Annotated in this window: 21 protein-coding genes and 1 riboswitch; of the genes, 3 read left to right on the top strand and 18 right to left on the bottom strand. The window is 73.5% G+C overall.

Translation table 11 applies throughout. The features are described from left to right. The 6 genes from thiD to O7633_RS14740 form a co-directional block, all read right to left on the bottom strand. The gene (gene thiD, locus O7633_RS14715; RefSeq protein ID WP_282328209.1) at nucleotides 1-786 is read right to left on the bottom strand and encodes a bifunctional hydroxymethylpyrimidine kinase/phosphomethylpyrimidine kinase; all 786 of its coding nucleotides are present in this window, start codon (nucleotides 784-786) and stop codon (nucleotides 1-3) included. Then, nucleotides 783-1,640, bottom strand: coding sequence for a thiamine phosphate synthase (locus tag O7633_RS14720; RefSeq protein ID WP_348776336.1), 858 nt, complete (start codon nucleotides 1,638-1,640; stop codon nucleotides 783-785). The genes thiD and O7633_RS14720 overlap by 4 nt, the downstream gene beginning before the upstream one ends. Nucleotides 1,641-1,735: 95 nt before the next feature. Then, entirely contained in the window at nucleotides 1,736-2,521 is a 786-nt protein-coding gene (locus O7633_RS14725; RefSeq protein ID WP_074472539.1) for a thiazole synthase, read from the bottom strand. Between the two features lie 4 nt (nucleotides 2,522-2,525). Beyond that, complete coding sequence (gene thiS, locus O7633_RS14730; RefSeq protein ID WP_074472538.1) at nucleotides 2,526-2,726, bottom strand: sulfur carrier protein ThiS; 201 nt, start codon at nucleotides 2,724-2,726, stop codon at nucleotides 2,526-2,528. 203 nt (nucleotides 2,727-2,929) lie between these two features. Next, entirely contained in the window at nucleotides 2,930-4,015 is a 1,086-nt protein-coding gene (gene thiO / locus O7633_RS14735; protein ID WP_282328211.1) for a glycine oxidase ThiO, read from the bottom strand. Between the two features lie 125 nt (nucleotides 4,016-4,140). Further along, complete coding sequence (locus O7633_RS14740; protein ID WP_282328212.1) at nucleotides 4,141-4,764, bottom strand: thiamine phosphate synthase; 624 nt, start codon at nucleotides 4,762-4,764, stop codon at nucleotides 4,141-4,143. Beyond that, nucleotides 4,759-4,866: riboswitch (TPP riboswitch) on the bottom strand. It overlaps the preceding gene by 6 nt. Nucleotides 4,867-5,354: 488 nt before the next feature. On the opposite strand from O7633_RS14740, the gene O7633_RS14745 reads away from it, so the two are divergent. Together O7633_RS14745 and O7633_RS14750 are read left to right on the top strand one after the other, a co-directional pair. Then, nucleotides 5,355-11,177 (top strand): ThuA domain-containing protein, encoded by a 5,823-nt coding sequence (locus O7633_RS14745; protein ID WP_282328213.1) that lies wholly within the window; start codon nucleotides 5,355-5,357, stop codon nucleotides 11,175-11,177. A gap of 79 nt (nucleotides 11,178-11,256) precedes the next feature. Continuing rightward, nucleotides 11,257-11,805 (top strand): hypothetical protein, encoded by a 549-nt coding sequence (locus O7633_RS14750; RefSeq protein WP_074472534.1) that lies wholly within the window; start codon nucleotides 11,257-11,259, stop codon nucleotides 11,803-11,805. A 106-nt stretch (nucleotides 11,806-11,911) separates the two neighbouring features. On the opposite strand, the gene O7633_RS14755 is transcribed toward O7633_RS14750, so the two are convergent. The 3 genes from O7633_RS14755 to O7633_RS14765 form a co-directional block, all read right to left on the bottom strand. After that, complete coding sequence (locus tag O7633_RS14755) at nucleotides 11,912-12,856, bottom strand: aldo/keto reductase (RefSeq protein ID WP_282328567.1); 945 nt, start codon at nucleotides 12,854-12,856, stop codon at nucleotides 11,912-11,914. Between the two features lie 88 nt (nucleotides 12,857-12,944). Continuing rightward, on the bottom strand, nucleotides 12,945-14,621 hold the full coding sequence (locus tag O7633_RS14760; RefSeq protein WP_074472533.1) for an ATP-binding cassette domain-containing protein: 1,677 nt from the start codon (nucleotides 14,619-14,621) through the stop codon (nucleotides 12,945-12,947). A 56-nt stretch (nucleotides 14,622-14,677) separates the two neighbouring features. After that, nucleotides 14,678-15,283 carry a methyltransferase gene (locus O7633_RS14765; protein WP_282328214.1) on the bottom strand — a complete coding sequence of 202 codons (606 nt, stop codon included), beginning with the start codon at nucleotides 15,281-15,283 and terminating at the stop codon, nucleotides 14,678-14,680. A gap of 155 nt (nucleotides 15,284-15,438) precedes the next feature. Between O7633_RS14765 and O7633_RS14770 the strand changes: the two genes are divergently transcribed. Next, nucleotides 15,439-16,524: a hypothetical protein gene (locus O7633_RS14770; protein WP_282328215.1), complete on the top strand. Its 1,086-nt coding sequence runs from the start codon at nucleotides 15,439-15,441 to the stop codon at nucleotides 16,522-16,524. 50 nt (nucleotides 16,525-16,574) lie between these two features. Here the strand turns inward: O7633_RS14770 and truA are convergent, their stop codons facing one another. From truA to map, 9 genes are all read right to left on the bottom strand, one after another. Beyond that, on the bottom strand, nucleotides 16,575-17,420 hold the full coding sequence (gene truA / locus O7633_RS14775) for a tRNA pseudouridine(38-40) synthase TruA (RefSeq protein WP_278129410.1): 846 nt from the start codon (nucleotides 17,418-17,420) through the stop codon (nucleotides 16,575-16,577). Nucleotides 17,421-17,491: 71 nt separating this feature from the next. Further along, the gene (gene rplQ / locus O7633_RS14780) at nucleotides 17,492-18,058 is read right to left on the bottom strand and encodes a 50S ribosomal protein L17 (protein WP_278129411.1); all 567 of its coding nucleotides are present in this window, start codon (nucleotides 18,056-18,058) and stop codon (nucleotides 17,492-17,494) included. Nucleotides 18,059-18,092: 34 nt separating this feature from the next. Further along, complete coding sequence (locus O7633_RS14785) at nucleotides 18,093-19,115, bottom strand: DNA-directed RNA polymerase subunit alpha (protein ID WP_074472529.1); 1,023 nt, start codon at nucleotides 19,113-19,115, stop codon at nucleotides 18,093-18,095. 98 nt (nucleotides 19,116-19,213) lie between these two features. Then, entirely contained in the window at nucleotides 19,214-19,840 is a 627-nt protein-coding gene (gene rpsD / locus O7633_RS14790) for a 30S ribosomal protein S4 (protein WP_043965544.1), read from the bottom strand. 14 nt (nucleotides 19,841-19,854) lie between these two features. Further along, the gene (rpsK, locus tag O7633_RS14795; RefSeq protein ID WP_007073011.1) at nucleotides 19,855-20,262 is read right to left on the bottom strand and encodes a 30S ribosomal protein S11; all 408 of its coding nucleotides are present in this window, start codon (nucleotides 20,260-20,262) and stop codon (nucleotides 19,855-19,857) included. 18 nt (nucleotides 20,263-20,280) lie between these two features. Continuing rightward, entirely contained in the window at nucleotides 20,281-20,661 is a 381-nt protein-coding gene (gene rpsM, locus O7633_RS14800) for a 30S ribosomal protein S13 (protein WP_043965541.1), read from the bottom strand. Between the two features lie 256 nt (nucleotides 20,662-20,917). Continuing rightward, the gene (rpmJ, locus tag O7633_RS14805; RefSeq protein ID WP_043965539.1) at nucleotides 20,918-21,031 is read right to left on the bottom strand and encodes a 50S ribosomal protein L36; all 114 of its coding nucleotides are present in this window, start codon (nucleotides 21,029-21,031) and stop codon (nucleotides 20,918-20,920) included. Between the two features lie 96 nt (nucleotides 21,032-21,127). Next, nucleotides 21,128-21,349, bottom strand: a complete 222-nt coding sequence (infA, locus tag O7633_RS14810) for a translation initiation factor IF-1 (RefSeq protein WP_007073013.1) — start codon at nucleotides 21,347-21,349, stop codon at nucleotides 21,128-21,130. Between the two features lie 287 nt (nucleotides 21,350-21,636). Next, nucleotides 21,637-22,488 (bottom strand): type I methionyl aminopeptidase, encoded by an 852-nt coding sequence (gene map, locus O7633_RS14815; RefSeq protein ID WP_074472528.1) that lies wholly within the window; start codon nucleotides 22,486-22,488, stop codon nucleotides 21,637-21,639. Nucleotides 22,489-22,588: the final 100 nt, after the last annotated feature.

The following is a 22,588-nucleotide window of genomic DNA, read 5'->3' on the forward strand; positions in this document are numbered from 1 at the left end:
TCAGGACCAGCCGAAGTGGTCCAGCGGGCCGCGTCCCGCGCCCAGTTCCCAGTCCCGCGCGCCGGTCAGCGCGCGGGTGACGTACTCCTTGGCGGCCGCGACCGCCGCCGGCACCGGATCCCCGGCCGCCAGCCGCACGGCGATCGCCGCCGAGAACGAGCAGCCGGTGCCGTGGCTGTGCCGGGTGCGCACCCGGGGCGCGCGCAGCAGCGTGGTCGACCCGCCGCCGGCCAGCACGTCCACCGACTCGCCGGCCGCGTCCACGTCGCCGCCGGTGACCACCACGTGCGCCGGGCCGCCGGCGGCGAGGGCCTCGGCGGCGGCCACCATCTCCTCGACCGTGGTCACCGGGCGTCCGGTGAGGGCGGCGGCCTCCGCGCAGTTCGGCGTCGCCACCTCGGCGTACGGCAGCAGCCGCTCGACCGCCTCGACGACGCCGAGCCGGTGCCCGCTGGTGGCCACGAGCACCGGGTCGACGACGAGGTGCGGCAGGCGTCCCGCTTGCGCGGCGTCGGCGACCGCGTCGGCGACGGCCGGATTGCCGAGCATCCCGGTCTTCACCGCCCGCACCCGGAAGTCGCCGAGCACGCTGTCGAGCTGCTCGGTGACGGTGCGCGGCGGCAGCGGCAGGACGGCGTCCACGCCCCGGGTGTTCTGCGCGGTGACGGCGGTGAGGACGCTCGTGCCGTACGCGCCGAGCGCGGCGAAGACTTTGAGGTCGGCCTGGATGCCGGCGCCCCCGCCGGAGTCGGAGCCGGCGATGGTCAGCACGGTCGTCGGGGTCACCTGGTCGCCTCGCTCGCTCGGTCTGTCGGGGTGGTGGGTGCGGCGGGTGCGGCGGGTGCGGCGGGTGCGGCGGGGGGCTGCGGCCGACCGTGCCCACTCCGGGCGGTCAGGCTTGATCCCTGCGTGGGCACGGTCGGCCGCAGCCCCGTGCGCTGGGTCTCCGTGTGCGGGCGACGGCTTCGGGCCCCGGCCCGGGCGGTCGTCAGCGCGGCGGCCTCGGGCCAGTCTGCGGTCAGCGCGGCGGCCTCGGCCCAGGCGGTCGTCAGCGCGGCGGCTGCCCGGGCCGGGTCACCGGCGCGCATGATGGTGCCCTGCACCGCCACGCCCGCCGCGCCCGCCGTCAGGCAGGCGCGCACCTGGTCCGGGGTCTCGATGCCGCCGAGGGCGAGGACCGGCACGGGGCTGAACCGGATCAGCTCGCCGAGCCGCCGGGTCCCCAGCGGCGGGCCGTAGCCGGGCTTCGACCTGCTCGGGTACACCGGGGAGAGGGTCGCGTAGTCCTCGGTGGTCAGCCGCGCCAGCTCGGCCGCGTCGTGGCAGGACCGGCCGACGAGCCACGGGCGGGCACGACCGGCGGGACCGGGGCGCGGCGGCGGATAGGGGCCGGCGGCCGGGAGGTGCACGGCGTCGCCGTCGAGCGGGTCGGGGCCCGCCACGACCAGGGTGCCGCCGGCCTCGGCGAGGATCGGGCGCAGCTCGGCGGCGAGCGCGGCCCGCTCGGCGCGGGGCAGGCCCTTCTCCCGCAGCACCACCCAGCGCACTCCCCCGGCGACGGCACCCGCCACCACCCGCACGAGCTCCCCCGGCCCGGCCCCTCCCGTGGCGCCTCCTCCCCGATCGGCCAGCAGGACGATGCCGCACGGCGTCGGCGACGAGATCCTGGAAGAATCCGGCCCCTGGAGGGGCCGTTCCCTTCCAAGATCCGCGGGGGGTGGGGCGGGGGGTGGGGTCACAGGTCGGGCCTTCCCTCGTCGGGGGTGGAGGGCAGGGCGTGGAAACGGCGGGGGATGCGGCCCGCCCCGGCCGCCAGGCGGCCCGCCTCGACCGCGTACCGCATCGCGGTGGCCATCGCGACCGGGTCGGCGGCCCGGGTGACGGCGCTGGCCAGCAGCACGGCGTCGCAGCCCAGCTCCATGGCGAGCGCCGCGTCGGACGCGGTGCCGATCCCCGCGTCGAGGATCACCGGCACGTCGACGCCCTGCCGGATCAGGCGGATGTGGTGCGGGTTGTTCACGCCCAGGCCGGAGCCGATCGGCGCGCCCGCCGGCATCACCGCCGCGCAGCCGACGTCGGCGAGCCGCCGGGCCAGGATCGGGTCGTCCGACGTGTACGGCAGCACGGTGAACCCGTCCGCGACCAGGATCTCGGCGGCGCGCAGCAGCTCCACCCCGTCGGGCAGCAGCGTGCGCTCGTCGCCGATCACCTCCAGCTTCACCCAGTCCGTGTCGAACGCCTCGCGGGCCAGGTGGGCCACCTTCACCGCCTCGCCGGCCGTGTAGCAGCCGGCCGTGTTCGGCAGCAGCCGCACCCCGCACCGCTCCAGCAGCTCCAGCAGCCCGCCGCCCATGGCGGGGGCGGTGTCGACACGGCGCAGCGCGAGCGTCACCAGCTCGGTGCCGGACGCCCGGATCGCCTGCTCCAGCGCGTGCAGGCTGGCCGCGCCGCCGGTGCCGAGGATCAGCCGGGACCCGAACGTCACGCCGCCCAGCTCGAACGCGGAACCCTCGTGGGACATGCCGTCACCCACCCTGGGCGGCGCTGAGCACCTCGACGTGGTCGCCGTCGCGCAGCGGGGTCCCCGGCCAGCCGCCGCGCGGCACGACCTCGCCGTTGACCGCGACGGCGAGGCCGCGCCGCTGATCGGTGACCAGGCCGACCAGGTCGGCCACGGTCGCTCCGGCGGGCAGGGTACGCCCGGTGCCGTTCACCGTCAGTTCCATGTGGGTGTTCCTCCTCGGATGCGTCCTCGGCCCGCCACCGGTGACGGGACGCGCCGGGCCGGACGCGGTCGGTCGGGCCGGCGGGGGCCCGGCCGGACCAGTGGCGCGGCTCGGTACGCGGCCCGGTGCGCGGCTCGCGGACCGGTGGCGCGGGTCGGTGGCGCGGGTCGGTCGGGTGGTCGGGTCGGTCGGGTCGACGGCGGTCAGCCGGACCGGCGTTGGCCGGCGAACCGCTCGGGGGTGAATGGGGCGAGCAGCGGATCCACCGCCGGGGAGCCCGCCTGCCCGGTGACGATCAGGTCGGTGACGAGGTCGGCGGTGACCGGGGTGAGCACGATGCCGTGCCGGTGGTGGCCGGTGGCGGCGAGCACGCCGGGCCGGCCGGGCAGCGGCCCGATGACCGGCCTGTTGTCGGGGGTGCCGGGGCGCAGCCCGGCGGTCGCCTCGACCAGGTCGTACTCGGCCAGCTCGGGGACGAGATCCACGGCGGCGCGGAGCAGCCGCAGCACCGCCCCGGCGGTGACGTCGGTGTCGGCGCGTTCCTCGACGGTCGCGCCGACCACCACCTCCCCGCTGGAGCGGGGCACCAAATAGACGGGTTCGCCGTCGGCGTACCCCCGGACGACGTGCCGGAAGCCCGGCGGGCCGCCGTCGGGCGCGCGCAGCCGCAGGATCTGGCCCTTGACCGGGCGGACCGGCAGCCCGGTGAGCGCGGCGGCCCCGCAGCCGGCCGCGACGACGGTGACCCGGGCGTCGAGGTCGGACAGCGACCGCACCCCGCCGGCGACGAGGGTCGCGCCGGCCCGCCCGGCGGCGGTGCGCAGCGCCGTGACCAGCCGCCGGGGGTCGACCTGGTGGTCGCCGGGGGCGATCGCGCCGCCGCGCACCCGGGTGGCGAGCGCCGGTTCGCGGTCGCGCAGCTCCGACGGGCGCAGCGGGCTGATGGGCAGCCCCAGGTCCCGCTGGTACGACCACAGCCGCCGCGCCTCGGCGAGGTCGTCGCCGGTGAGCCCGACGACGAGGGTGCCCTCGGTGCGGTACCCGAGGTCGACGCCGCTGGCGGCGGTCAGCTCGGCGGCGAACGCGGGCCAGCGGGCGGCCGAGGCGACCAGCAGCGCGGTCAGCTCCCGTTCGCCGAAGTAGGACTCGGCGACCGGCGACAGCATCCCGGCGGCGACGTGGGACGCGCCCGACCCGGGGGCCGGGTCGTGCACGGTGACGCGCAGCCCGCGTGCCGCGCACCGCCACGCCACGGCCAGCCCGACGGCCCCGCCCCCCACCACCGCCACGTCGGTAAGGAAGGGCCCCCTGTTAACGCTTTCTGTATAGGAAGGGTCCCTTCCTAACCCGTCGGCGCGGGCCGGCACCTCGGCGTGGGCTGACCCGTCGGCGCGGGCCGGCACCTCGGCGTGGGCTAGCACGTCAGCGCCCCGAGCAGCTCGGCGGTGGCGCGCGCCGGATCGGCGGCGGAGAGCGCCCCGACCACCGCCACCCCGTACGCCCCGGCGGCGCGCAGCGCCGGGACACCGGCGGCGGTCACCCCGCCGATGGCGATCACCGGCACCGCCACGGCCCCGGCCACGGCACGTACCCCGGCGGGGCCTATCGGGTCCGGCAGCCCCGCCTTGGTGTCGGTGGCGTGGCAGGGGCCGACACCGAGGTAGCTGGCCCCGCCGGCCACCGCCTCGGCGGCCGGTCCCGGTGACCGGGCGGTCGCGCCGAGCACCGCGGTGGGGCCGAGGATCCGGCGGGCCGCCGGGACGGGCAGGTCGTCCGCGCCGACGTGGCCGCCGGCGGCGCCGACCGCGAGCGCCACGTGCAGCCGGTCGTTGACCAGGCACGTCGCCCCGTACGGGGCGCACAGGGCGACCGCCCGCCGGGCGAGGTCGTACGCCTCACGGTCGGTGGCGTCGTCGGTGACCCGGACCTGGACGACCAGCTCGGCGCGGGCCACCGGCAGGGCGGCGCGCAGCACGGCGAGCGGGTCGCGCCCCGGCCGGGTGTCGGTGATCAGATGCAGTCGTCCAAGGGACGGCACGGCAACTCTCCTCCCTGCGCCGGCATTACCCGGATCAGGTTCGACGGTCGGGGGCTCCAGCCCCCCTCTCAGCCCGGTGCACCGGGCTCCCGTGGGTTACTTCCGTGTCACCGTACGACGGATCGGTCGATCCGCCAAGGGATCCGACCGGTGGTCCAGACCACGATCAACCGGCCGGCGAGCCGGTTCTCCCCATTCCTCCGCATGCGCCGGATAGGCCGATCGCCGATACCGAATCGTTACACGCCGACGCCTTGCCGGAAACGAGTCCAGCGGCGCTAATTTGTTCAACCGATCGACATATTTCGGCGCGTGGCCTCGGCGTGGCCCGCACCGACCTACCGGTGAGCGGCCCTGGCGTGGTCGTCCACCCCGATCCGACCGGTGGACGGCCCTGGCGTGACCGCCCACCGACCACCGGCACGCGACCCCCTCGCGTGCCGGTCCGACCGGCGCGGGCCCAGGCCCGCGCCGACGTTACAGGTGCCCGGGTTCTGGTCTGACCCGGGCACCCGCACCGACCGGGGACGGTCTGCGGCGAAGTCGTCCCCGAGCCCACCACTGTCCAGCTCGGACAAAAGGAGCATGGAGTGTCTCCATCCCGCCGCCGCCGCATACCTCGCGGCATCCTCAGTTCCTCACTTCTCAGCCTGTCCCTCGTCGCCACCGGCCTGGTCGCCGGCACCCCCGCCCAGGCGGCACCGGCCGCCGCGCAGGCGGCGCCCCTGGCGGCGGCCCCCGTGGCGGCCGCCGCCACGGACCCGTTCTCGGTGCTCGTCTTCTCCAAGACCGCCGCCTTCCGGCACGACGCGATCCCGGCCGGCATCGCCGCGATCCAGAAGCTCGGGACCGACAACGGCTTCACCGTCGACACGACCGAGGACGGCGCCGCGTTCAACGACGCCAACCTCGCGAAGTACCAGGCCGTGATCTGGCTGTCGACCACCGGTGACGTCCTCACCGCCGACCAGCAGGCCGCGTTCGAGCGCTACATCCAGGCCGGCGGCGGCTACGCCGGCGTCCACGCCGCGTCGGACACCGAGTACGACTGGCCCTGGTACGGCAAGCTGGTCGGCGCGTACTTCTCCAACCACCCGGCCAACCAGCAGGCCACCGTCAAGGTCGAGGACCACGCCCACCCGTCCACGGCCACGCTGCCGGACAAGTGGTCCCGGTTCGACGAGTGGTACAACTTCCGGACCAACCCGCGCGCCAACGTGCACGTGCTGGCCAGCCTGGACGAGAAGTCCTACACCCCGGGCACCGGCGCGATGGGCGCCGACCACCCGACCGCCTGGTGCCAGGACTACGACGGCGGCCGGGCCTGGTACACCGGCGGCGGCCACACCCAGCAGTCGTACCAGGAGCCCGAGTTCCTGGCCCACCTGCTCGGCGGCATCCGCACCGCCGCGGGCGTGGAGAAGGCCGACTGCGGCGCCTCGAAGACCTCGAACTTCGACAAGGTGACGCTGGACAGCAACACCAACAACCCGATGGAGCTGGACATCGCTCCGGACGGTCGGGTGTTCTACGCCGAGCGTGACGGCCGGGTGCAGATCATCAAGCCGGACACCGGCAACACGGTCACCGCGACCAAGCTGGACGTCTTCACCGGCAACGAGGACGGCCTGCTCGGCCTCCGCCTCGACCCGGACTTCGCCACCAACAAGTGGATCTACCTGTACTACGCGCCGGCCGGTGGCGGCCCCCGCAACTACCTGTCCCGGTTCACCGTCAACGGTGACGCCATCGACAAGGCCACCGAGAAGGTCGTCCTCCAGGTCGACACGCAGCGCAACACGTGCTGCCACGCGGGCGGCAGCATGACCTTCGACTCGAAGGGCAACCTGTACCTGGCCACCGGTGACAACACCAACCCGTTCGAGTCGAGCGCCTTCACGCCGATCGACGAGCGGGCCGGCCGGCAGGACTACGACGCGCAGCGCAGCGCCGGCAACACCAACGACCTGCGCGGCAAGGTGATCCGGATCCACCCGGAGGACGACGGCACCTACACGATCCCCACGGGGAACCTGTTCGCGCCGGGCACCGCGAAGACCCGCCCCGAGATCTTCGGCATGGGCTTCCGTAACCCGTTCCGGATCGGCGTCGACCAGAAGACCGACACCCTCTACGTCGCCGACTACGGACCGGACGCCAACTCGGCCAACCCGGACCGCGGCCCCGAGGGCCTGGTGGAGTGGAACATCGTCGCCACCGCCGGCAACTACGGCTGGCCGTACTGCACCGGCAACAACAAGGCGTACAACGACTACACCTTCCCGAACGGGCCGAGCGGGGCGAAGTTCAACTGCGCCGCGCCGGTGAACGACTCGCCGAACAACACCGGCCTGACGAACCTGCCGCCGGCCATCCCGGCGACCGTGGACTACGGCTACGCGGGCGACCCGCGCTTCCCCGAGATCGGCGGCGGCGGCGCCCCGATGGGCGGCCCGGTCTACCGGTACGACGCCGACAGCACGTCGGACCGCAAGTGGCCGGCGTACTACGACGGCAAGGCGCTCCTCGGCGAGTGGAACCAGTCGAAGATGTACACGATGCAGGTCAGCCAGGACGGCAAGTCGCTGATCGACATCAACCAGCTGCTCACCGGCATGACCATGGTCCGCCCGATGGACTTCGAGTTCGGGCCGGACGGCGCGCTCTACATGATCGAGTGGGGCAGCGGCTTCGGCGGCAACAACGACAACTCCGGCGTCTACCGGATCGACTACACCGCCGGCTCCCGGGCCCCGATCGCCCAGGCCAGCGCCGACCCCACCTCCGGGCCCGCGCCGCTGACCGTGAACTTCTCCAGCGCCGGTTCCCGCGACCCCGACGGCGGCACGCTGACCTACTCCTGGGCGTTCGGTGACGGGCAGACCTCGACCGAGGCGAACCCGACGCACACCTACGCCACCGCCGGCGACTACACCGCCCAGCTCACCGTCACCAACCCCGCGGGCCGTACCGCCGTGGCGAACGTGCCGGTGACGGTCGGCAACACCGCCCCGACGGTGACCATCGAGTTCCCGCCGAACGGCGGCTTCTTCGAGTGGGGCGACCAGATCAACTACACGATCAAGGTGACCGACCCGGAGGACGGCACCATCGACTGTGACCGGGTCCAGCTCCAGGTGCTGCTCGGCCACGACGAGCACGCCCACCCGCTGGAGCAGCACACCGGCTGCACCGGCACCGTGCAGACCTCGCTGGCCTCCGGCCACGGCGCGGAGGCGAACGTCTTCGGCGTCTTCGAGGCGACCTACACCGACAAGGGCGGCGCCGGCGGCGCCGGCGAGCTGACCGGCCGGGCGATCGAGCAGCTCCAGCCCAAGCGCAAGCAGGCCGAGTACTTCACCGCCACCGGCCGGGCCCCCGGCAGCACCGGCGGCGGCGACCCGGGCGTGCAGAAGGAGACCACCACCGACACCGCCGGCGGCAACCAGAACATCGGCTTCATCGAGGACGGTGACTGGTGGTCGCTCGCCCCGGCCAGCCTGACCGGGATCGACTCGATCCGCTTCCGGGTGGCCTCGGAGGTCCAGGGCGGGCGGATCGAGGTCCGCTCGGGCACGGTCGACGGCCCGCTGGTCGCGTCCGCGAACGTGCCGGGCACCGGCGGCTGGCAGCAGTTCGTCGACGTGACCGCCCCGGTCACCGGCACGGCTGAGGGCACGCTCTACTTCCTCGCCAAGGACCCGGCCGGCGGCACCGGCTCGCTGTTCAACGTCAACTGGATGGACTTCATCGGCCGCGGCGTCACCGAGAACGCGCCGCCGCAGGTCAGCGCCACGGCGACGCCGACCACCGGCACCGCGCCGGTCACCGTCGCCTTCGACGGCACGGCCACCGACGCCGAGGGCGACACCCCGCTGACGTACGCCTGGGACTTCGGCGACGGCAAGACGGCGTCGACCCTCGACGCCACCCACACGTACACCGTGCCGGGCACCTTCACCGCCACCCTGACGGTGACCGACGCCCGGGGCGCGAAGGCGTACGTGACCGTCCCGGTGAAGGTGGAGGCGGCCAACACGTCCTGCTTCGGGGCGCGTTCGGACGACTTCGTCGGCACCAGCCTGGACAAGGACCGCTGGACCGTGGTCCGGGAGAACCAGCTCTACTCGGTCTCGGGCGGGTCGCTGCGGCTGCCCACCGCGTCCGGTGACCTGTACGGCACGACCAACGGGGCCACCAACCTGGTCCTCCAGCCCGCGCCCAGCGGATCCTGGCAGGCCACCACGAAGGTCACGCTGCCCGTCACCGCCAACTACCAGCAGGCCGGCCTGCTGATCTACGGCGACGACGACAACTACGCCAAGCTGGACCTGCTCTACTCCGGCTCCCGCCGGGTGGAGTTCATCCGGGAGACGGCCGGGTCGCCCCGCAACGAGGGGGCGGACGCCACCGCCGCGCCGGCCGGTGACACCGTCTGGCTGCGGATGACCAGCGACGGCACCAACCTGACGGCGGAGATGTCCGGCGACGGGACCACGTTCACCCCGGTCGGCCGGTCCGCCGCGCTCGCCGGGATCAGCAACCCCCGGATCGGTCTGTTCGCCCTCAACGGCGCCACCACCGCGCCGGTGGTGGACGCGGCGTTCGACTTCTTCCAGGTCACGCCCGACGAGCCGGCCGGCCCGGTCGACCCGTCGGACGAGTTCGGCGGCACCGCGCTCGACAAGTGCCGCTGGAACGCGATCCTGCGGGAGGACGCGGCCACCTACCGGGTGACCGGCGGGGCGCTGCAGATCGACGTGCCGAAGGGTGACATCTACGGCACCAGCAACACCGGCCCGACGAACTTCATCCTCCAGACCGCGCCGTCCGGCGACTGGACCCTGGAGACGAAGGTCGACGGCAGCCTGCTGGCCGAGCAGTACCAGCAGGCGGGTCTGATCGTCCACGCCGACGACGACAACTACGTCAAGTTCGACTACATCGTGGACAACCAGGCCGGTCAGGCCGTCTCCCGGCGGATCGAGTTCCGCGGCGAGGTCGCCGGGGTGACGCAGAACCCGCAGCCGCAGGTCTCCAACCTGACCTCGGGCGTGTGGCACCTGCGGCTCGCCCGGGCCGGTGACACCTTCACCGCGTCGTACTCGGCCGACGGGCAGGAGTGGACGACCTTCGAGACGCTGACGAACACCGCCGTCGGGGCCACCCCGAAGATCGGTCTGTTCACTCTCGGGGCCAACGCGGCCACGTCGAAGACGGCGTCGTTCGACTACTTCCGCCTCTCCACCAAGACCGCCGACACTGCCGCGCCGGTGACCACCGCCACGGTCTCCGGCACCCCGACCGAGGGCTGGCACAACGCGCCGGTCACGGTCACGCTCGCGGCGGCCGACGAGGCCGGCGGCAGCGGGGTGGCCTCCACCGAGTACCAGCTCGACGGGGCCACGACGTGGACCGCGTACACCGAGCCGGTGCAGGTCACCGGTGACGGCGCGCACGAGGTGCGGTTCCGGTCGACCGACTCCGCCGGCAACGTGGAGGAGGCCAAGAAGGTCAACGTCAAGATCGACGCCACCGCGCCGGTCAGCTCGGCGGCGTTCGCCCCGGCGAACGACGACGGCTGGCACGCCGGCACCGTCCCGGTGGTGCTCACCTCCACCGACGCCGGTTCCGGGGTCAAGAAGCTGGAGTGGTCGCTCGACGGCGGGGCCTGGACGGCGTACACCGAGCCGGTCGAGGTGACCGGGAACGGCTCGCACGAGCTGCTCTACCGGGCCACCGACGCCGCCGGCAACGCGGAGGCGCTCAAGTCGGCCGTCGTGAAGATCGACGGTGACAAGCCGACGCTGCTGGTCTCCGGCATCGCCGACGGCCAGCTCTACGGCGACAGCCAGGACGTGCGGATCTCGTGGCAGTCTGTCGACCCGACCTCCGGCATCAAGACGATGTCCGGCACGTTGGACGGCAAGACGTACGCCAGCGGCACCCTGCAGCCCATGTACGAGCTGCCGCTCGGCCTGCACGAGCTGGTCGTGACCGCGACCGACAAGGCGGGCAACTCCACCACCTCGACGGTCCGGTTCTACGTCACCACCTCGTTCCGGGACATGCAGAACCTGCTGGACCGGTTCAAGGCGACCGGACGACTCTCCAACGTGGCGCACCGCAAGCTGTCCAACAAGCTGGACGCGGTGCGGGCCTCCGAGGCGGAGGGCAACGACAAGCGGGCGGTGCAGCAGTTGACCGCCTTCAAGGCGTTGGCCACCGATGCCACGTTGGTCACCGACACGGACGTCCGGGACGTGCTGGTCCGTGACGCCGACGCCATGATCGTCCGGCTCGGCGGCGCGGCCACCAAGGCCGGCGTCAAGGCGAACGACAACAAGTCGGTCGACGGGGCGGGCCGGCTCGGCGCCGACCCCACCCGGATCGCCGAGGGCGGTTCGCTGTAACGGAAGACGGGGCCGCTCCCGCCGTGCACCACGACGGCGGGGGCGGCCCCACCCGAACCGAACGAGTGGAGCACGTGTGATGCGTACCCTCAGGATCCTCGCCGCCGCGCTCGTCGCGGCGTGCCTGGTGGCGCTGCCGGCGGGCCCGGCGGCGGCGCACGGCGGAAAGCTCAAGCTGTCGGTGGGCGGCGACGGGGCCGGCGGGGTCACGGTGCTCGCCGTCTACTCCGACGGTCACCGACTGGACCAGCCGGTGCGGCTGACCCTCACCGCCAAGGGCGAGGGCGACCGGACGGCCGGGCCGGTGCAGCTCGAAATGGCCGGGGAGGGGCAGGGCTTCTACTCCAGCGGCCCGCTGCTCTCCCCCGGCCGCTGGCGGGTGACGGTCACCGCGCCGGCCCCGTACAAGACGTCGGCGACCGCGACGGTGCAGGCGCGCGCCGCCCAGACGCCGCCCGCGCCCCGGCCCGTCGCCGTGCAGGCCGGGCCGGAGGATCGGGACCGGTCGGGGGGCGGCTGGTGGACGTACGCGGCCGGCGGGCTCGTCGCCGTCGCGCTGCTGGCCGCAGTGCCGCTGCTGCTCGTGCGCCGACGTCGGCCGGCCGGGCCGGGAGGACCGACGGCCTGACCGGGCCGGCAGCCGGACGAGGGACGCCGGGGCGAACCGCCCCCGGCGTCCCTCGTCCGTTTCGCCCCTCGCCGTCTCCGCGGTCGGCGTCGTTCCCCGACCCCGCTCAGAGGACGGCGTCGAGCGCTGCCAGGTCGTCGTCGCCGGGCTGCCACGCGCCGGCACCGGCGTTGGCGCGCACCTGCTCGGGGGTGGTGGCCCCGGCGATGACCGAGGTCACCGCGGGCCGGGCCGCCAGCCCGCCGATGGCCACCTGGAGCATGGTGAGCCCCCGCTCGGCGGCGTACGCCCCGATCGCCTCGATGGTGTCCCAGCGGGCGGCGGCGAGACGCTCGGCGTACCGGCCGCCGCCGGAGAGCCGGCTGCCGGCCGGGGCGGCCTCCCCGCGCCGGTACTTGCCGGTGAGCAGGCCGTTCGCCAGCGGGAAGAACGGCAGCAGGCCCAGGCCGAAGCGCTCGCACGCGGGAACGACCTCGGCCTCGACGCCCCGTTCCAGCAGCGAGTAGTGGTTCTGCGCGCTGACGAACCGGGTGTGCCCGTTGGACGAGGCCACCCAGTCGGCGTCCGCGATCTGCCACCCGGCGAAGTTGGAGTTGCCCAGGTAGCGCACCTTGCCGGCGCGTACCAGGTCGTCGAGGGCGGCGAGGGTCTCGTCGACCGGGGTGCCCGGGTCGGGCGCGTGCATCTGGTACAGGTCGATGTGGTCGGTGCCCAGCCGCCGCAGCGACGCCTCGACCGCCCGGGCGATGTAGCGCCGCGAGCCCCGGGCGCCGAAGTCGGCCCCGTTGGCCCCCTGCATGTCCATGCCGAACTTGGTGGCCAGCACCACCTCGTCGCGGCGGCCCTTGAGCGCCTGGCCGAGCAGCTCCTCGGAGGCGCCCTGCGGCTCGCCGTAGATGTCGGCGGTGTCGAACAGGGTGATGCCGGCGTCGAGCGCCGCGTCGACCACCGCCCGGGTGCCGTCGAGGTCGAGCTTGCGGCCGAAGTTGTTGCAGCCGATGCCCACCACGGACACCACGAGCCCGGAGTCGCCCAGCCGGCGGTACGTCATCTCAGTCACGCGCCAACCCTATGCCAGGCGCAAGGAAGGGCCCCTTCTACACCGTTATGCGTTAACAGGGGGCCCTTCCTTGCACCGCTCACACGTCCCAGACCGGGTCCGGGGTCTCAGTGACCTCGCCGTCCCTGCCGAACAGCAGGAAGCGGTCGAAGGAGCGGGTGAACCAGCGGTCGTGGGTCACCGCGATCACCGTGCCCGCGAACGCCGCGAGGCCGGCCTCCAGCGCCTCCGCGCTGGCCAGGTCCAGGTTGTCGGTCGGCTCGTCGAGCAGCAGCAGCGTCGCCCCGGACAGCTCCAGCAGCAGCACCAGGAAGCGGGCCTGCTGGCCGCCGGAGAGGGTGCCGAACCGCTGGTCGCCCTGCCCGGCCAGCTCGTACCGGCTCAGCGCGGCCATCGCCGCGTGCCGGTCCATCCCGGCGCGGTGGTCGTCGCCGCGCCACAGGATCTCGACCAGGGTCTTCTGCATCAGCTCGGGCCGGTCGTGGGTCTGCGAGAAGTGGCCGGGGCGGACCCGCGCGCCGAGCCGCACCACCCCGTCGTGCGCCACCGCGGCCAGCGCGCCGGCCCCGTCGACCGGGCCGTTGGCCGGGTCCGGGTCGGTGCCGCCCCGGGCCAGCAGCCGCAGGAAGTGCGACTTGCCGGTGCCGTTGGCCCCGAGCACCGCGACCCGGTCGCCGAACCAGATCTCCAGGTCGAACGGGTAGGTCAGGCCGTCCAGCTCGAGCTGCTCGGCGACCACCGCGCGCTTGCCGGTCCGCCCGCCGGTCAGGCGCATCCGGATGTCCTGGTCCTTCGGCGGTACGGGCGGCGGCCCGGCCTCCTCGAACTTGCGCAGCCGGGTCTGCGCGGCCTGGTACCGCGACGCCAGCCCGTCGTTGTACGCGGCCTTCTGCTTGTACATCAGCATCAGCTCGCGCAGCTTCTGGTGTTCCTCGTCCCAGCGGCGGCGCAGCTCGTCGAGGCGGGCGTGCCGGGCCGTCCTCGCCTCGTGCCAGCTCGCGAAGCCGCCCGGGTGCACCCAGGCGCTGCCGCCCTCGACGGCGACCACCCGGTCGGCGGTGCGGGCCAGCAGTTCCCGGTCGTGCGAGACGTAGAGCACCGACTTGGCCGACTCGCGCAGCCGGTCCTCCAGCCACCGCTTGCCGGGCACGTCGAGGAAGTTGTCCGGCTCGTCGAGCAGCAGCACCTCGTCGGGGCCGCGCAGCAGCAGTTCGAGGGCGAAGCGCTTCTGCTGGCCGCCGGAGAGGGTACGCACCGGGCGCTCCCGGGCCACCTCCCAGGGCGCGTCGAGGACGATCGTCGCGACGGTGTCGAAGACGACCTCGGCGTCGTACCCGCCGGCCTCGCCCCAGGCGGCGAGCGCGTCCGCGTACGCGAGCTGGGCCTTGGCGGCGGCGTCGCCGAGCGTGCCGCGCAGCTCGGCCGCCCGCATGGCCGCCTCGGTCTCGGTGAGCCGGCGGCCGGCGTCGCGCAGCGCCGGCGGGGCGAGCGACAGGGCCAGGTCGGCGAGGGTGGAGTCGTCGCCGATCATGCCGATGAACTGGCGCATCACGCCGAGCCCGCCGGAGCGGGCGATCCCGCCGCTGCGCACGGGCAGGTCGCCGGCGACCATCCGCAGCAGCGTCGTCTTGCCCGCTCCGTTCGGCCCGACCAGGGCGACCTTGGCCCCCTCACCGACCCGGAACGACACGTCGGTGAAGAGCTCCCGGCCGTCGGGGAGGATGTGCCCGACGGCTGCCACGTCCACGTATCCCACCCGGGCATCCTGCCTGAGCGGGCCGGCCCGGCGACAGCCGATTACCGGTGCGCAGGTCAGCGGGTGACCCGCAGCACCCGGTAGCCCTTCTGGCTGGCGTGCCGGCCCACCTGCCAGCCCTGCTCGGTCAGCCAGCGGTGCAGCGAGTCGCCGCCGAGGTGGCGGGCGACCACCAGCCAGGCCACGCCGTCGGGGGCGAGCCGGGGCAGCCAGCGCAGCAGCAGCTCGTGCAGGCCCTCCTTGCCGATGCGGATCGGCGGGTTGGACCAGAGCTGGGCGAACGTCACGTCGGCCGGCACGTCGTCGGGGGCGGCGGCCCGGACCCGGTCGGCCGCGCCGACCCGCTCGGCGTTGGCGGCGGCGAGCGCCCGGGCCCGTTCGTTGACGTCGACGGCCCAGACGGTGGCCGCCGGGGCGCTGCCGGCCAGCACGCAGGCGATCGGGCCGAAGCCGCAGCCCAGGTCCAGCAGGTCACCGGCGGCGTCGGGGGCCGGCAGGTCGGCCTTGCGCAGCAGCACGGCGGTGCCGGGGTCGAGGCGGGCGGCGGAGAAGACCCCGCCGGCCGAGGTCAGCCTGTAGTCGCGCCCGGCGACGGTGAACTCGACCTCCCGGGGGCGGGCGGCGGTTCCGGGTTCAGCGGTGAAGTAGTGGTCGCCGGTCACGCCCGGCATTCTCGCACTGGTGTCGCCGTCCGCCGGGCGGGGTCTCGGGCGGCGCGCGGGGCGCGGCCGGCGTGCCCACCGGCGGCGGCCGGCGGACCTGCCACAGTTTCCGGGTATTACCCCCTAAAGGGACAATAGCCCCTAGTCTGGGTCGCATGGTGTATCGGTACGAGTCCGATGAGGACGCTTTCGAGGGGCACCCCGGGTCGGGGTCGGACCTGTCGGTGGCCTGGAACCGCCCGCCCGCCCGTACCGGGCCCGCGCCGTCCCGCTTCCCGACGCCGTCGCTGCCCCGGACCAGCCGGATCGCGCTGCCCGCGGCCGCCCCGCCCCCGCCCCCGGCGGCCTACCCGCCGCCACCGGCCGCGCATCGACCCGCCCCGCCGGCCGGCGGGTACGCCACCACGCAACCGCTGCACCTGCCCCGGTCCCGGCGCGCCCGGGACGACGGCCGCCACGGCGCCCGGCTCTGGCAGGTGGTGTTCGGCGGGGCGGCGGTCCTGGCGCTGTTCGCCCTCTGCGGGCTCGGCGGTGCCGCGCTGCTGGCCGACCGGGCCACCGACCCCCAGGTCGCGCCGAGCCCACCGGCCGCCGCCGCCCCGTCGCCGTCCGCGACCGAACGGCAGGACATCGACTCCCGGGACACCGACTCCGCTCCCCTGACGGTCAAGGAGGTCTTCCCCGGCCGGCAGGTCACGGTCGACGACGGTGCACAGCCGTACGAGGTGCTCAAGACCCAGTCCAGCGGAAGCTGCGCGCTCGCCGCCAGCGGCGAGGTGGCGGACCTGCTCGCCACGCTCGGCTGCAACCAGGTGGTCCGGGCGAGCCTGCGCTCCCCCGACGGGGAGCACCTGCTCACCGCCGGGCTGTTCAACCTCACCGACAAGGCCACCGCACAGCGCGTCCGGGACCGGCTGCGGCAACTGCTCGACGATCGGGAGGGCCGCTTCCGTGGCCTGCCGGCCGGGGACGACACCGAGGCGCTGACCGAGGCCCCGGCCCGGGTCGGCTGGCAGGTACGCGGCCACTACCTCGCGTACTGCCTCGTGGTCCGCGCCGACGGCGAGCCGGTGAAGGCCGCCGACCCGGCGGTACGCGAGATCCTCTTCGACCTGATCGAGACGCACCTCACCAAGGGGGTGCTGGAGCGCCGGGCCACCGGCGGCAGCGCCGAGCAGCCGACGGCCACCCCCAGCGAGAGCGACAACGACAGCGACGAGAACGACAGCGAGAACGACTGAAACGACAGCGAGAACGACTGAGGCGACGGCGGGAACGGCCGGGGCGGCTCTCAGCCCTCGACGGCGAGCCCGCCCGTGGGGACGCGGAGCCGGCGGGTCGCCTCGGCGCGGCGGGCGTACTCGGCCGGGTCCTCGGGATAGCCGACGGCGACCAGCGTGAGCCCGTGCGCCGGGGCCACCGTCACCTCGCTGGACCGCTCCCGCCGGGTCAGCAGGCTGCCCGGCCACTGCACCGGACGCCGCCCGTCCCCCGCCACCAGCATCGCCCCGACCAGGCTGCGCACCATCGCCTGACAGAACGCGTCGGCCTGGACGGTGGCGACCAGCAGCCCGTCGGGGTCGCGCCGCCAGTCCAGCCGGGTCACCTCGCGCAGGGTGGTGGCGTGCTCCTTGCGCCGGCAGTACGCGGCGAAGTCGTGCTCCCCCACCAGCCCCGCCGCGGCGGCGTTGAGCAGGTCGAGGTCGAGCGGCCTCGGCCAGGCCAGCACCTCGTGCCGGCGCAGCGGCTCGGCCCCGAACGGCGCGTCGGTCACCCGGTACTCGTAGCGCCGGTAGGTCGCCGAGAACCGGGCGTCGAAGTCCGCCGGCACCGGCGTCATCGCCCGCACCCGCACGTCGGTGGGGAGCAGCCGGGCCAGCCGGCGCAGCAGCCGTCCCTCGTGCTCACGCCACACGGCGGCCGGCAGGTCGAGGTGGCAAACCTGACCGGTGGCGTGCACCCCGGCGTCGGTCCGCCCGGCCACGGTCAGCCCCGTCGCCACGCCCGCGCCGAGGACCAGGTCCAGGGTCTCGGCGAGCACCCCGGCCACCGTCCGCCGGGTCGGCTGGGCCGCCCAGCCGGAGAAACCCGTCCCGTCGTACGCGACCGACAGCCGCAGCCGGACCCGCTCGTCCACCTCGTACCTCCTCACGGGTCGGGCCCGGCACCCCAGGAAGGGATGCCGGGCCCGACGGTGCTGCCGTTTGCTCAGGCCTTGTTCTCGGTGCCCTCGGCGGCCTCGTCGCTGTCCTCGCGGGCGGCGGCGGTGTCACCGGACGCCGACACCGGCGCCTCGGAGTCCTGGTCGGCCTGGGCCGACGCCGGGGTCTCCTCGGCCGGGGCGAGCGCCTCGACCTTGTCCTGCTGCGCGGCCTTGCGGGCGGCGGTCTTCTTGTTCGCCTTCGGCTCGGCGGCCTGGAGCTCCTCGACCAGCTCGATGATCGCCATCGGGGCGTTGTCGCCCTTGCGCGGGCCGGTCTTCACGATCCGGGTGTAGCCACCCGGACGGTTGGCGTACCGGGGCGCGATCTGGTCGAACAGGGAGTAGACCACGTCCTTGTCCTTGACGACGCCCAGCACCCGCCGACGGGAGGCGAGGTCGCCCCGCTTGGCCTTGGTGATGAGCTGCTCGGCCAGCGGACGCAGCCGCCGGGCCTTCGTCTCGGTGGTCTTGATCTTGCCGTGCTGGAACAGCGCGGTGGCCAGGTTGGCCAGCATCAGCCGCTCGTGCGCGGGGCTGCCGCCGAGGCGGGGGCCCTTGGTGGGCGTGGGCATGCTTGGTGCTCCTCAGGTGTGGCGGCAGCGCGGACTAGAGCTGCTCGGTCTCGCGGTAGTCGTCGGTGTCGTAGTCGGCCTCGCCGAAGGTGTCCACGACGTGCGCCGGGTCGAAGTTCGGGGCCGAGTCCTTCAGCCCCAGACCCATCCCGGCGAGCTTCATCTTGACCTCGTCGATCGACTTCTGGCCGAAGTTGCGGATGTCGAGGAGGTCGGCCTCGGTGCGCCCGATCAGCTCACCGACGGAGTTGATGCCCTCGCGCTTGAGGCAGTTGTAGGAGCGGACGGTCAGGTCCAGCTCCTCGATCGGCAGGGCCAGGTCCGCCGCGAGCTGCGCGTCCTGCGGGGACGGCCCGATGTCGATGCCCTCGGCGGTCTCGTCCAGCTCCCGGGCCAGCCCGAAGAGCTCCACCAGCGTCGAACCGGCGGAGGCCAGCGCGGTGCGCGGGCCCATCGACGGCTTGGTCTCGACGTCGATGATCAGCCGGTCGAAGTCGGTCCGCTGCTCGACCCGGGTCGCCTCGACGCGGTACGTCACCTTCAGCACCGGCGAGTAGATCGAGTCGACCGGGATCCGGCCGATCTCGGCGCCGGCCTGCTTGTTCTGCGCCGCCGTCACGTAGCCGCGACCCCGCTCGACGGTCAGCTCCATGTCGAGCCGGCCCTTGCCGTTGAGGGTGGCGAGCTTCAGGTCCGGGTTGTGCACCGAGACGCCGGCCGGGGGCTGGATGTCGCCCGCCGTCACGTCGCCCGGGCCCTGCTTGCGCAGGTACATGCTGACCGGCTCGTCGTGCTCGGAGCTGACGCACAGCTCCTTGATGTTCATGACGAGCTCGACCACGTCCTCCTTGACGCCGGGGATCGTGGTGAACTCGTGCAGCACGCCGTCGATCTTGATGGAGGTGACCGCCGCACCCGGGATCGACGACAGCAGCGTGCGCCGCAGCGAGTTGCCCAGGGTGTAGCCGAAGCCCGGCTCCAGCGGCTCGATGGTGAACCGGGAGCGGGTCTCGTTGATCGACTCTTCGGACAGAGACGGTCGCTGGCTGATGAGCATGTCTTCTCTTCTCTTCCGGGACGCCCGCTATTTGACGTCCGCGACACAAACCGTTCCGGTGGCCCGCCCCGCAGGGCGGACCACCGCAACGAGCCCGACTACTTGGAGTAGAGCTCGACGATCAGCTGCTCCTGGACCTGGGTGTCGATCACCTGGCGGGCCGGGAGCGAGTGCACGAGCACCTTCATCTGGCTCGGGATGGCCTCCAGCCACGCCGGAACCGTCTTGGAGCCGGCCTCGGCCTGCGCCACGATGAACGGGGTGAGCTCCTTGCTCTTGCCCCGGACCTCGATGATGTCGTGCTCCTTGACGCGGTACGACGGGATGTCGACCTTCTTGCCGTTCACGGTGAAGTGACCGTGCTTGACCAGCTGGCGGGCCATGTCCCGGGACTTGGCGTAGCCAGCCCGGTAGACCACGTTGTCCAGCCGCGACTCGAGGATCTGCAGGAGGACCTCGCCGGTCTTGGCCTGCTTGGCCACGGCCTCCTCGTAGTAACCGCGGAACTGCTTCTCCAGCACGCCGTAGACGCGGCGGGCCTTCTGCTTCTCACGGAGCTGGAGCAGGTACTCCGTCTCCTTCGTGCGGCCGCGGCCGTGCTGCCCGGGCGGGAACGGCCGGGACTCGAACGGGCACTTCGGGCCATCGCACTTGCTGCCCTTGAGGAACAGCTTCATCTTCTCCCGCCGGCAACGGCGGCAGTCAGCACCGGTGTAACGAGCCATCTCTCTCTAACCTCTCAGACCCGGCGACGCTTCGGCGGACGGCACCCGTTGTGCGGCTGCGGGGTCACGTCGGAAATCTGACCGACCTCCAGCCCGACGGCCTGCAGCGAACGGATGGCGGTCTCCCGGCCGGAGCCGGGGCCCTTGACGAACACGTCGACCTTGCGCATGCCGTGCTCCATCGCCCGGCGCGCGGCGGCCTCGGCGGCCAGCTGCGCGGCGAACGGGGTCGACTTGCGGGAGCCCTTGAAGCCCACCTGGCCGGCCGAGGCCCAGGAGATGACCGCACCGGTCGGGTCCGTGATGGACACGATGGTGTTGTTGAAGGTGCTCTTGATGTGCGCCTGCCCGTGGGCGACGTTCTTGCGTTCCTTGCGCCGGACCTTCTTGACGGCGGCTCCGGCACGAGCCTTCGGTGGCATAAGTCTGTGCGCTCCTAATTACTTCTTGCCGGGCTTCTTCTTGCCGGCGACGGTCCGCTTCGGGCCCTTGCGGGTGCGGGCGTTGGTCCGCGTCCGCTGGCCACGCACCGGGAGACCACGGCGGTGGCGGATACCGGCGTAGCAGCCGATCTCGACCTTGCGGCGGATGTCAGCGGCGACCTCGCGGCGCAGGTCGCCTTCAACCTTGTAGTTGCCCTCGATGTGGTCGCGGAGCTGGACCAGCTCCTCGTCCGTGAGGTCCCGAGCGCGCTTGTCCGGCGAGATACCGGTCGCGGCGAGCGTCTCCAGGGCACGGGTGCGGCCGACCCCGAAGATGTAGGTGAGCGCGATCTCCATCCGCTTCTCGCGGGGGAGGTCCACGCCGACTAGACGAGCCATGTGCGGGCGTACTCCTTGTGGTTTCCTGGCGGAGGTCTGCACCCGCCCCACCCCGCTCCGGTCGTCCGACCGGCGCCGTGGCGCCGGGAGGAACGACCGCTGCCCGAGCGGGCCCCGGCCTCCGACCGGGGGTCAACCACGCAGGGGTACGCGATGCGCACCGCTCGCGGCTGGGACGAGCTGATGATGTGTTGGCTGGATCTGCGACGCCGGGACCGGACCGACCGGCCGTGGACTCACGGTCGGTCGGGCTGGATCAGCCCTGGCGCTGCTTGTGGCGCGGGTCGCTACAGATGACCATGACCCGGCCGTGCCGGCGGATGACCCGGCACTTGTTGCAGATCCTCTTGACGCTCGGCTTGACCTTCACGGTTGCCTTACTTCCCATCTGGCCCGGAGGCGCGACGACGCGCGACGCCGGACGTCGAGGACGGACACGGGGACTACCCGGCCGTCGTCAGGTCGCTTACTTGTAGCGGTAGACGATGCGCCCGCGGGTCAGGTCGTACGGCGAGAGTTCGACGACGACGCGGTCCTCCGGCAGGATGCGGATGTAGTGCTGCCGCATCTTGCCACTGATGTGAGCCAGCACCTTGTGACCGTTCGCGAGCTCCACCCGGAACATGGCGTTCGGCAGGGGCTCGATGACCCGACCCTCGATCTCGATGGCTCCGTCTTTTTTCGGCATGTCCTCCGCTGTCCTGACGTCGGTTACTCCGGACGGCCCACAACGTCTTACACGGGCCCCGACGGTGATCGGGTGCCCGCGCCAGCCGCGGCTCCGGCCCCACCGAAGCGCAGGGTGGGCATGCCGGAGTGGACGCTGTGCGCCGATCAGAAAGTGTACGCCCGCCTGCGCGCCGCCGCCAAACCGGCCACCCGCCAGGTCACCCGGCCGGGTTACTTCCCGCCCCGCCCGGGGCAGGGAGTGACCGGGGTCACCCCTGCTCGCCGACCGGAGGGGCCACCCGACGGTCAGATCGCCGGCGAGTCGGCGGGCTGGCGGGCGGTCACGAGGTCGCCCAGGCGCGCCCGGCCGCCGTCGAACGCGGTGAGCACCCAGACCCCGTCCGGGAGCAGCGCCATCGAGTGCTCGACGTGCACCGCCATCGACCCGTCCCGGGTGACCACGGTCCAGCCGTCGGCCAGCTCCACCGTCCGGGGCGAGCCCATCGTGATCATCGGCTCGATGGCCAGCGCCAGGCCCGGCACCAGCCGGGGGCCCTTGCCGGGCCGGCCGTGGTTGAGCACGTGCGGGTCCTGGTGCATCTCGGTGCCGATGCCGTGCCCGCCGTACCCGTCGACGATGCCGTACCGGCCGCCCCGGCGGACCGCGTTCTCCACCGCGTGCGAGATGTCGGTGAGCCGGCCCCGGCCGCTGGCCGCCCCGCGCGCCGCCGCGGCGATCCCGGCCCACATCGCGTCCTCGGCCACCGCGGCCATCTTCAGCAGCGCCGGGTCCACCTCCCCCACGCCAACCGTGATCGCCGCGTCGCCGTGCCAGCCATCCAGCACCGCGCCGCAGTCGATCGAGATCAGGTCACCCTCGCGGAGCACCTGGGCCGGCGACGGGATCGCATGCACCACCTGCTCGTTGACCGACGAGCAGATCGAGGCCGGGAAGCCGTGGTAGCCCTTGAACGACGGGACGGCCCCCGCCTCCCGGATGGTCGACTCGGCGATCGCGTCCAGGTCGGCGGTGCTGACCCCGGGGGCCACCGCCTCCCGCATCCGACGCAGCGCCTCGGCCACCACGAGGCCGGCGGCGCGCATCTTCTCGATCTGGTCGGGGGTCTTCAGCTGGATGTCCAGCTGGGGACGACGCATGGGGCCGTTACCTTTCGTCGCGCGGAGCAGCGGGGCACGTCGCACGTACCCCGCTGTTCGCACTCTATCCGCCGGGACCCCGGCGTCCGCCAGTCGCCGG

Origin of the sequence: Micromonospora sp. WMMD712 (genome assembly GCF_029581295.1) — a bacterium.
Lineage (GTDB): Bacteria > Actinomycetota > Actinomycetes > Mycobacteriales > Micromonosporaceae > Micromonospora > Micromonospora carbonacea.

Coding starts and splice junctions, on each gene's coding strand:
- O7633_RS14725 (WP_074472539.1), bottom strand. CDS start 2,521: ATGTCCCACGAGGGTTCCGCGTTCGAGCTGGGCGGCGTGACGTTCGGG.
- thiS (WP_074472538.1), bottom strand. CDS start 2,726: ATGGAACTGACGGTGAACGGCACCGGGCGTACCCTGCCCGCCGGAGCG.
- O7633_RS14750 (WP_074472534.1), top strand. CDS start 11,257: ATGCGTACCCTCAGGATCCTCGCCGCCGCGCTCGTCGCGGCGTGCCTG.
- O7633_RS14755 (WP_282328567.1), bottom strand. CDS start 12,856: ATGACGTACCGCCGGCTGGGCGACTCCGGGCTCGTGGTGTCCGTGGTG.
- O7633_RS14770 (WP_282328215.1), top strand. CDS start 15,439: ATGGTGTATCGGTACGAGTCCGATGAGGACGCTTTCGAGGGGCACCCC.
- rplQ (WP_278129411.1), bottom strand. CDS start 18,058: ATGCCCACGCCCACCAAGGGCCCCCGCCTCGGCGGCAGCCCCGCGCAC.
- O7633_RS14785 (WP_074472529.1), bottom strand. CDS start 19,115: ATGCTCATCAGCCAGCGACCGTCTCTGTCCGAAGAGTCGATCAACGAG.
- rpsD (WP_043965544.1), bottom strand. CDS start 19,840: ATGGCTCGTTACACCGGTGCTGACTGCCGCCGTTGCCGGCGGGAGAAG.
- rpsK (WP_007073011.1), bottom strand. CDS start 20,262: ATGCCACCGAAGGCTCGTGCCGGAGCCGCCGTCAAGAAGGTCCGGCGC.
- rpsM (WP_043965541.1), bottom strand. CDS start 20,661: ATGGCTCGTCTAGTCGGCGTGGACCTCCCCCGCGAGAAGCGGATGGAG.
- infA (WP_007073013.1), bottom strand. CDS start 21,349: ATGCCGAAAAAAGACGGAGCCATCGAGATCGAGGGTCGGGTCATCGAG.
- map (WP_074472528.1), bottom strand. CDS start 22,488: ATGCGTCGTCCCCAGCTGGACATCCAGCTGAAGACCCCCGACCAGATC.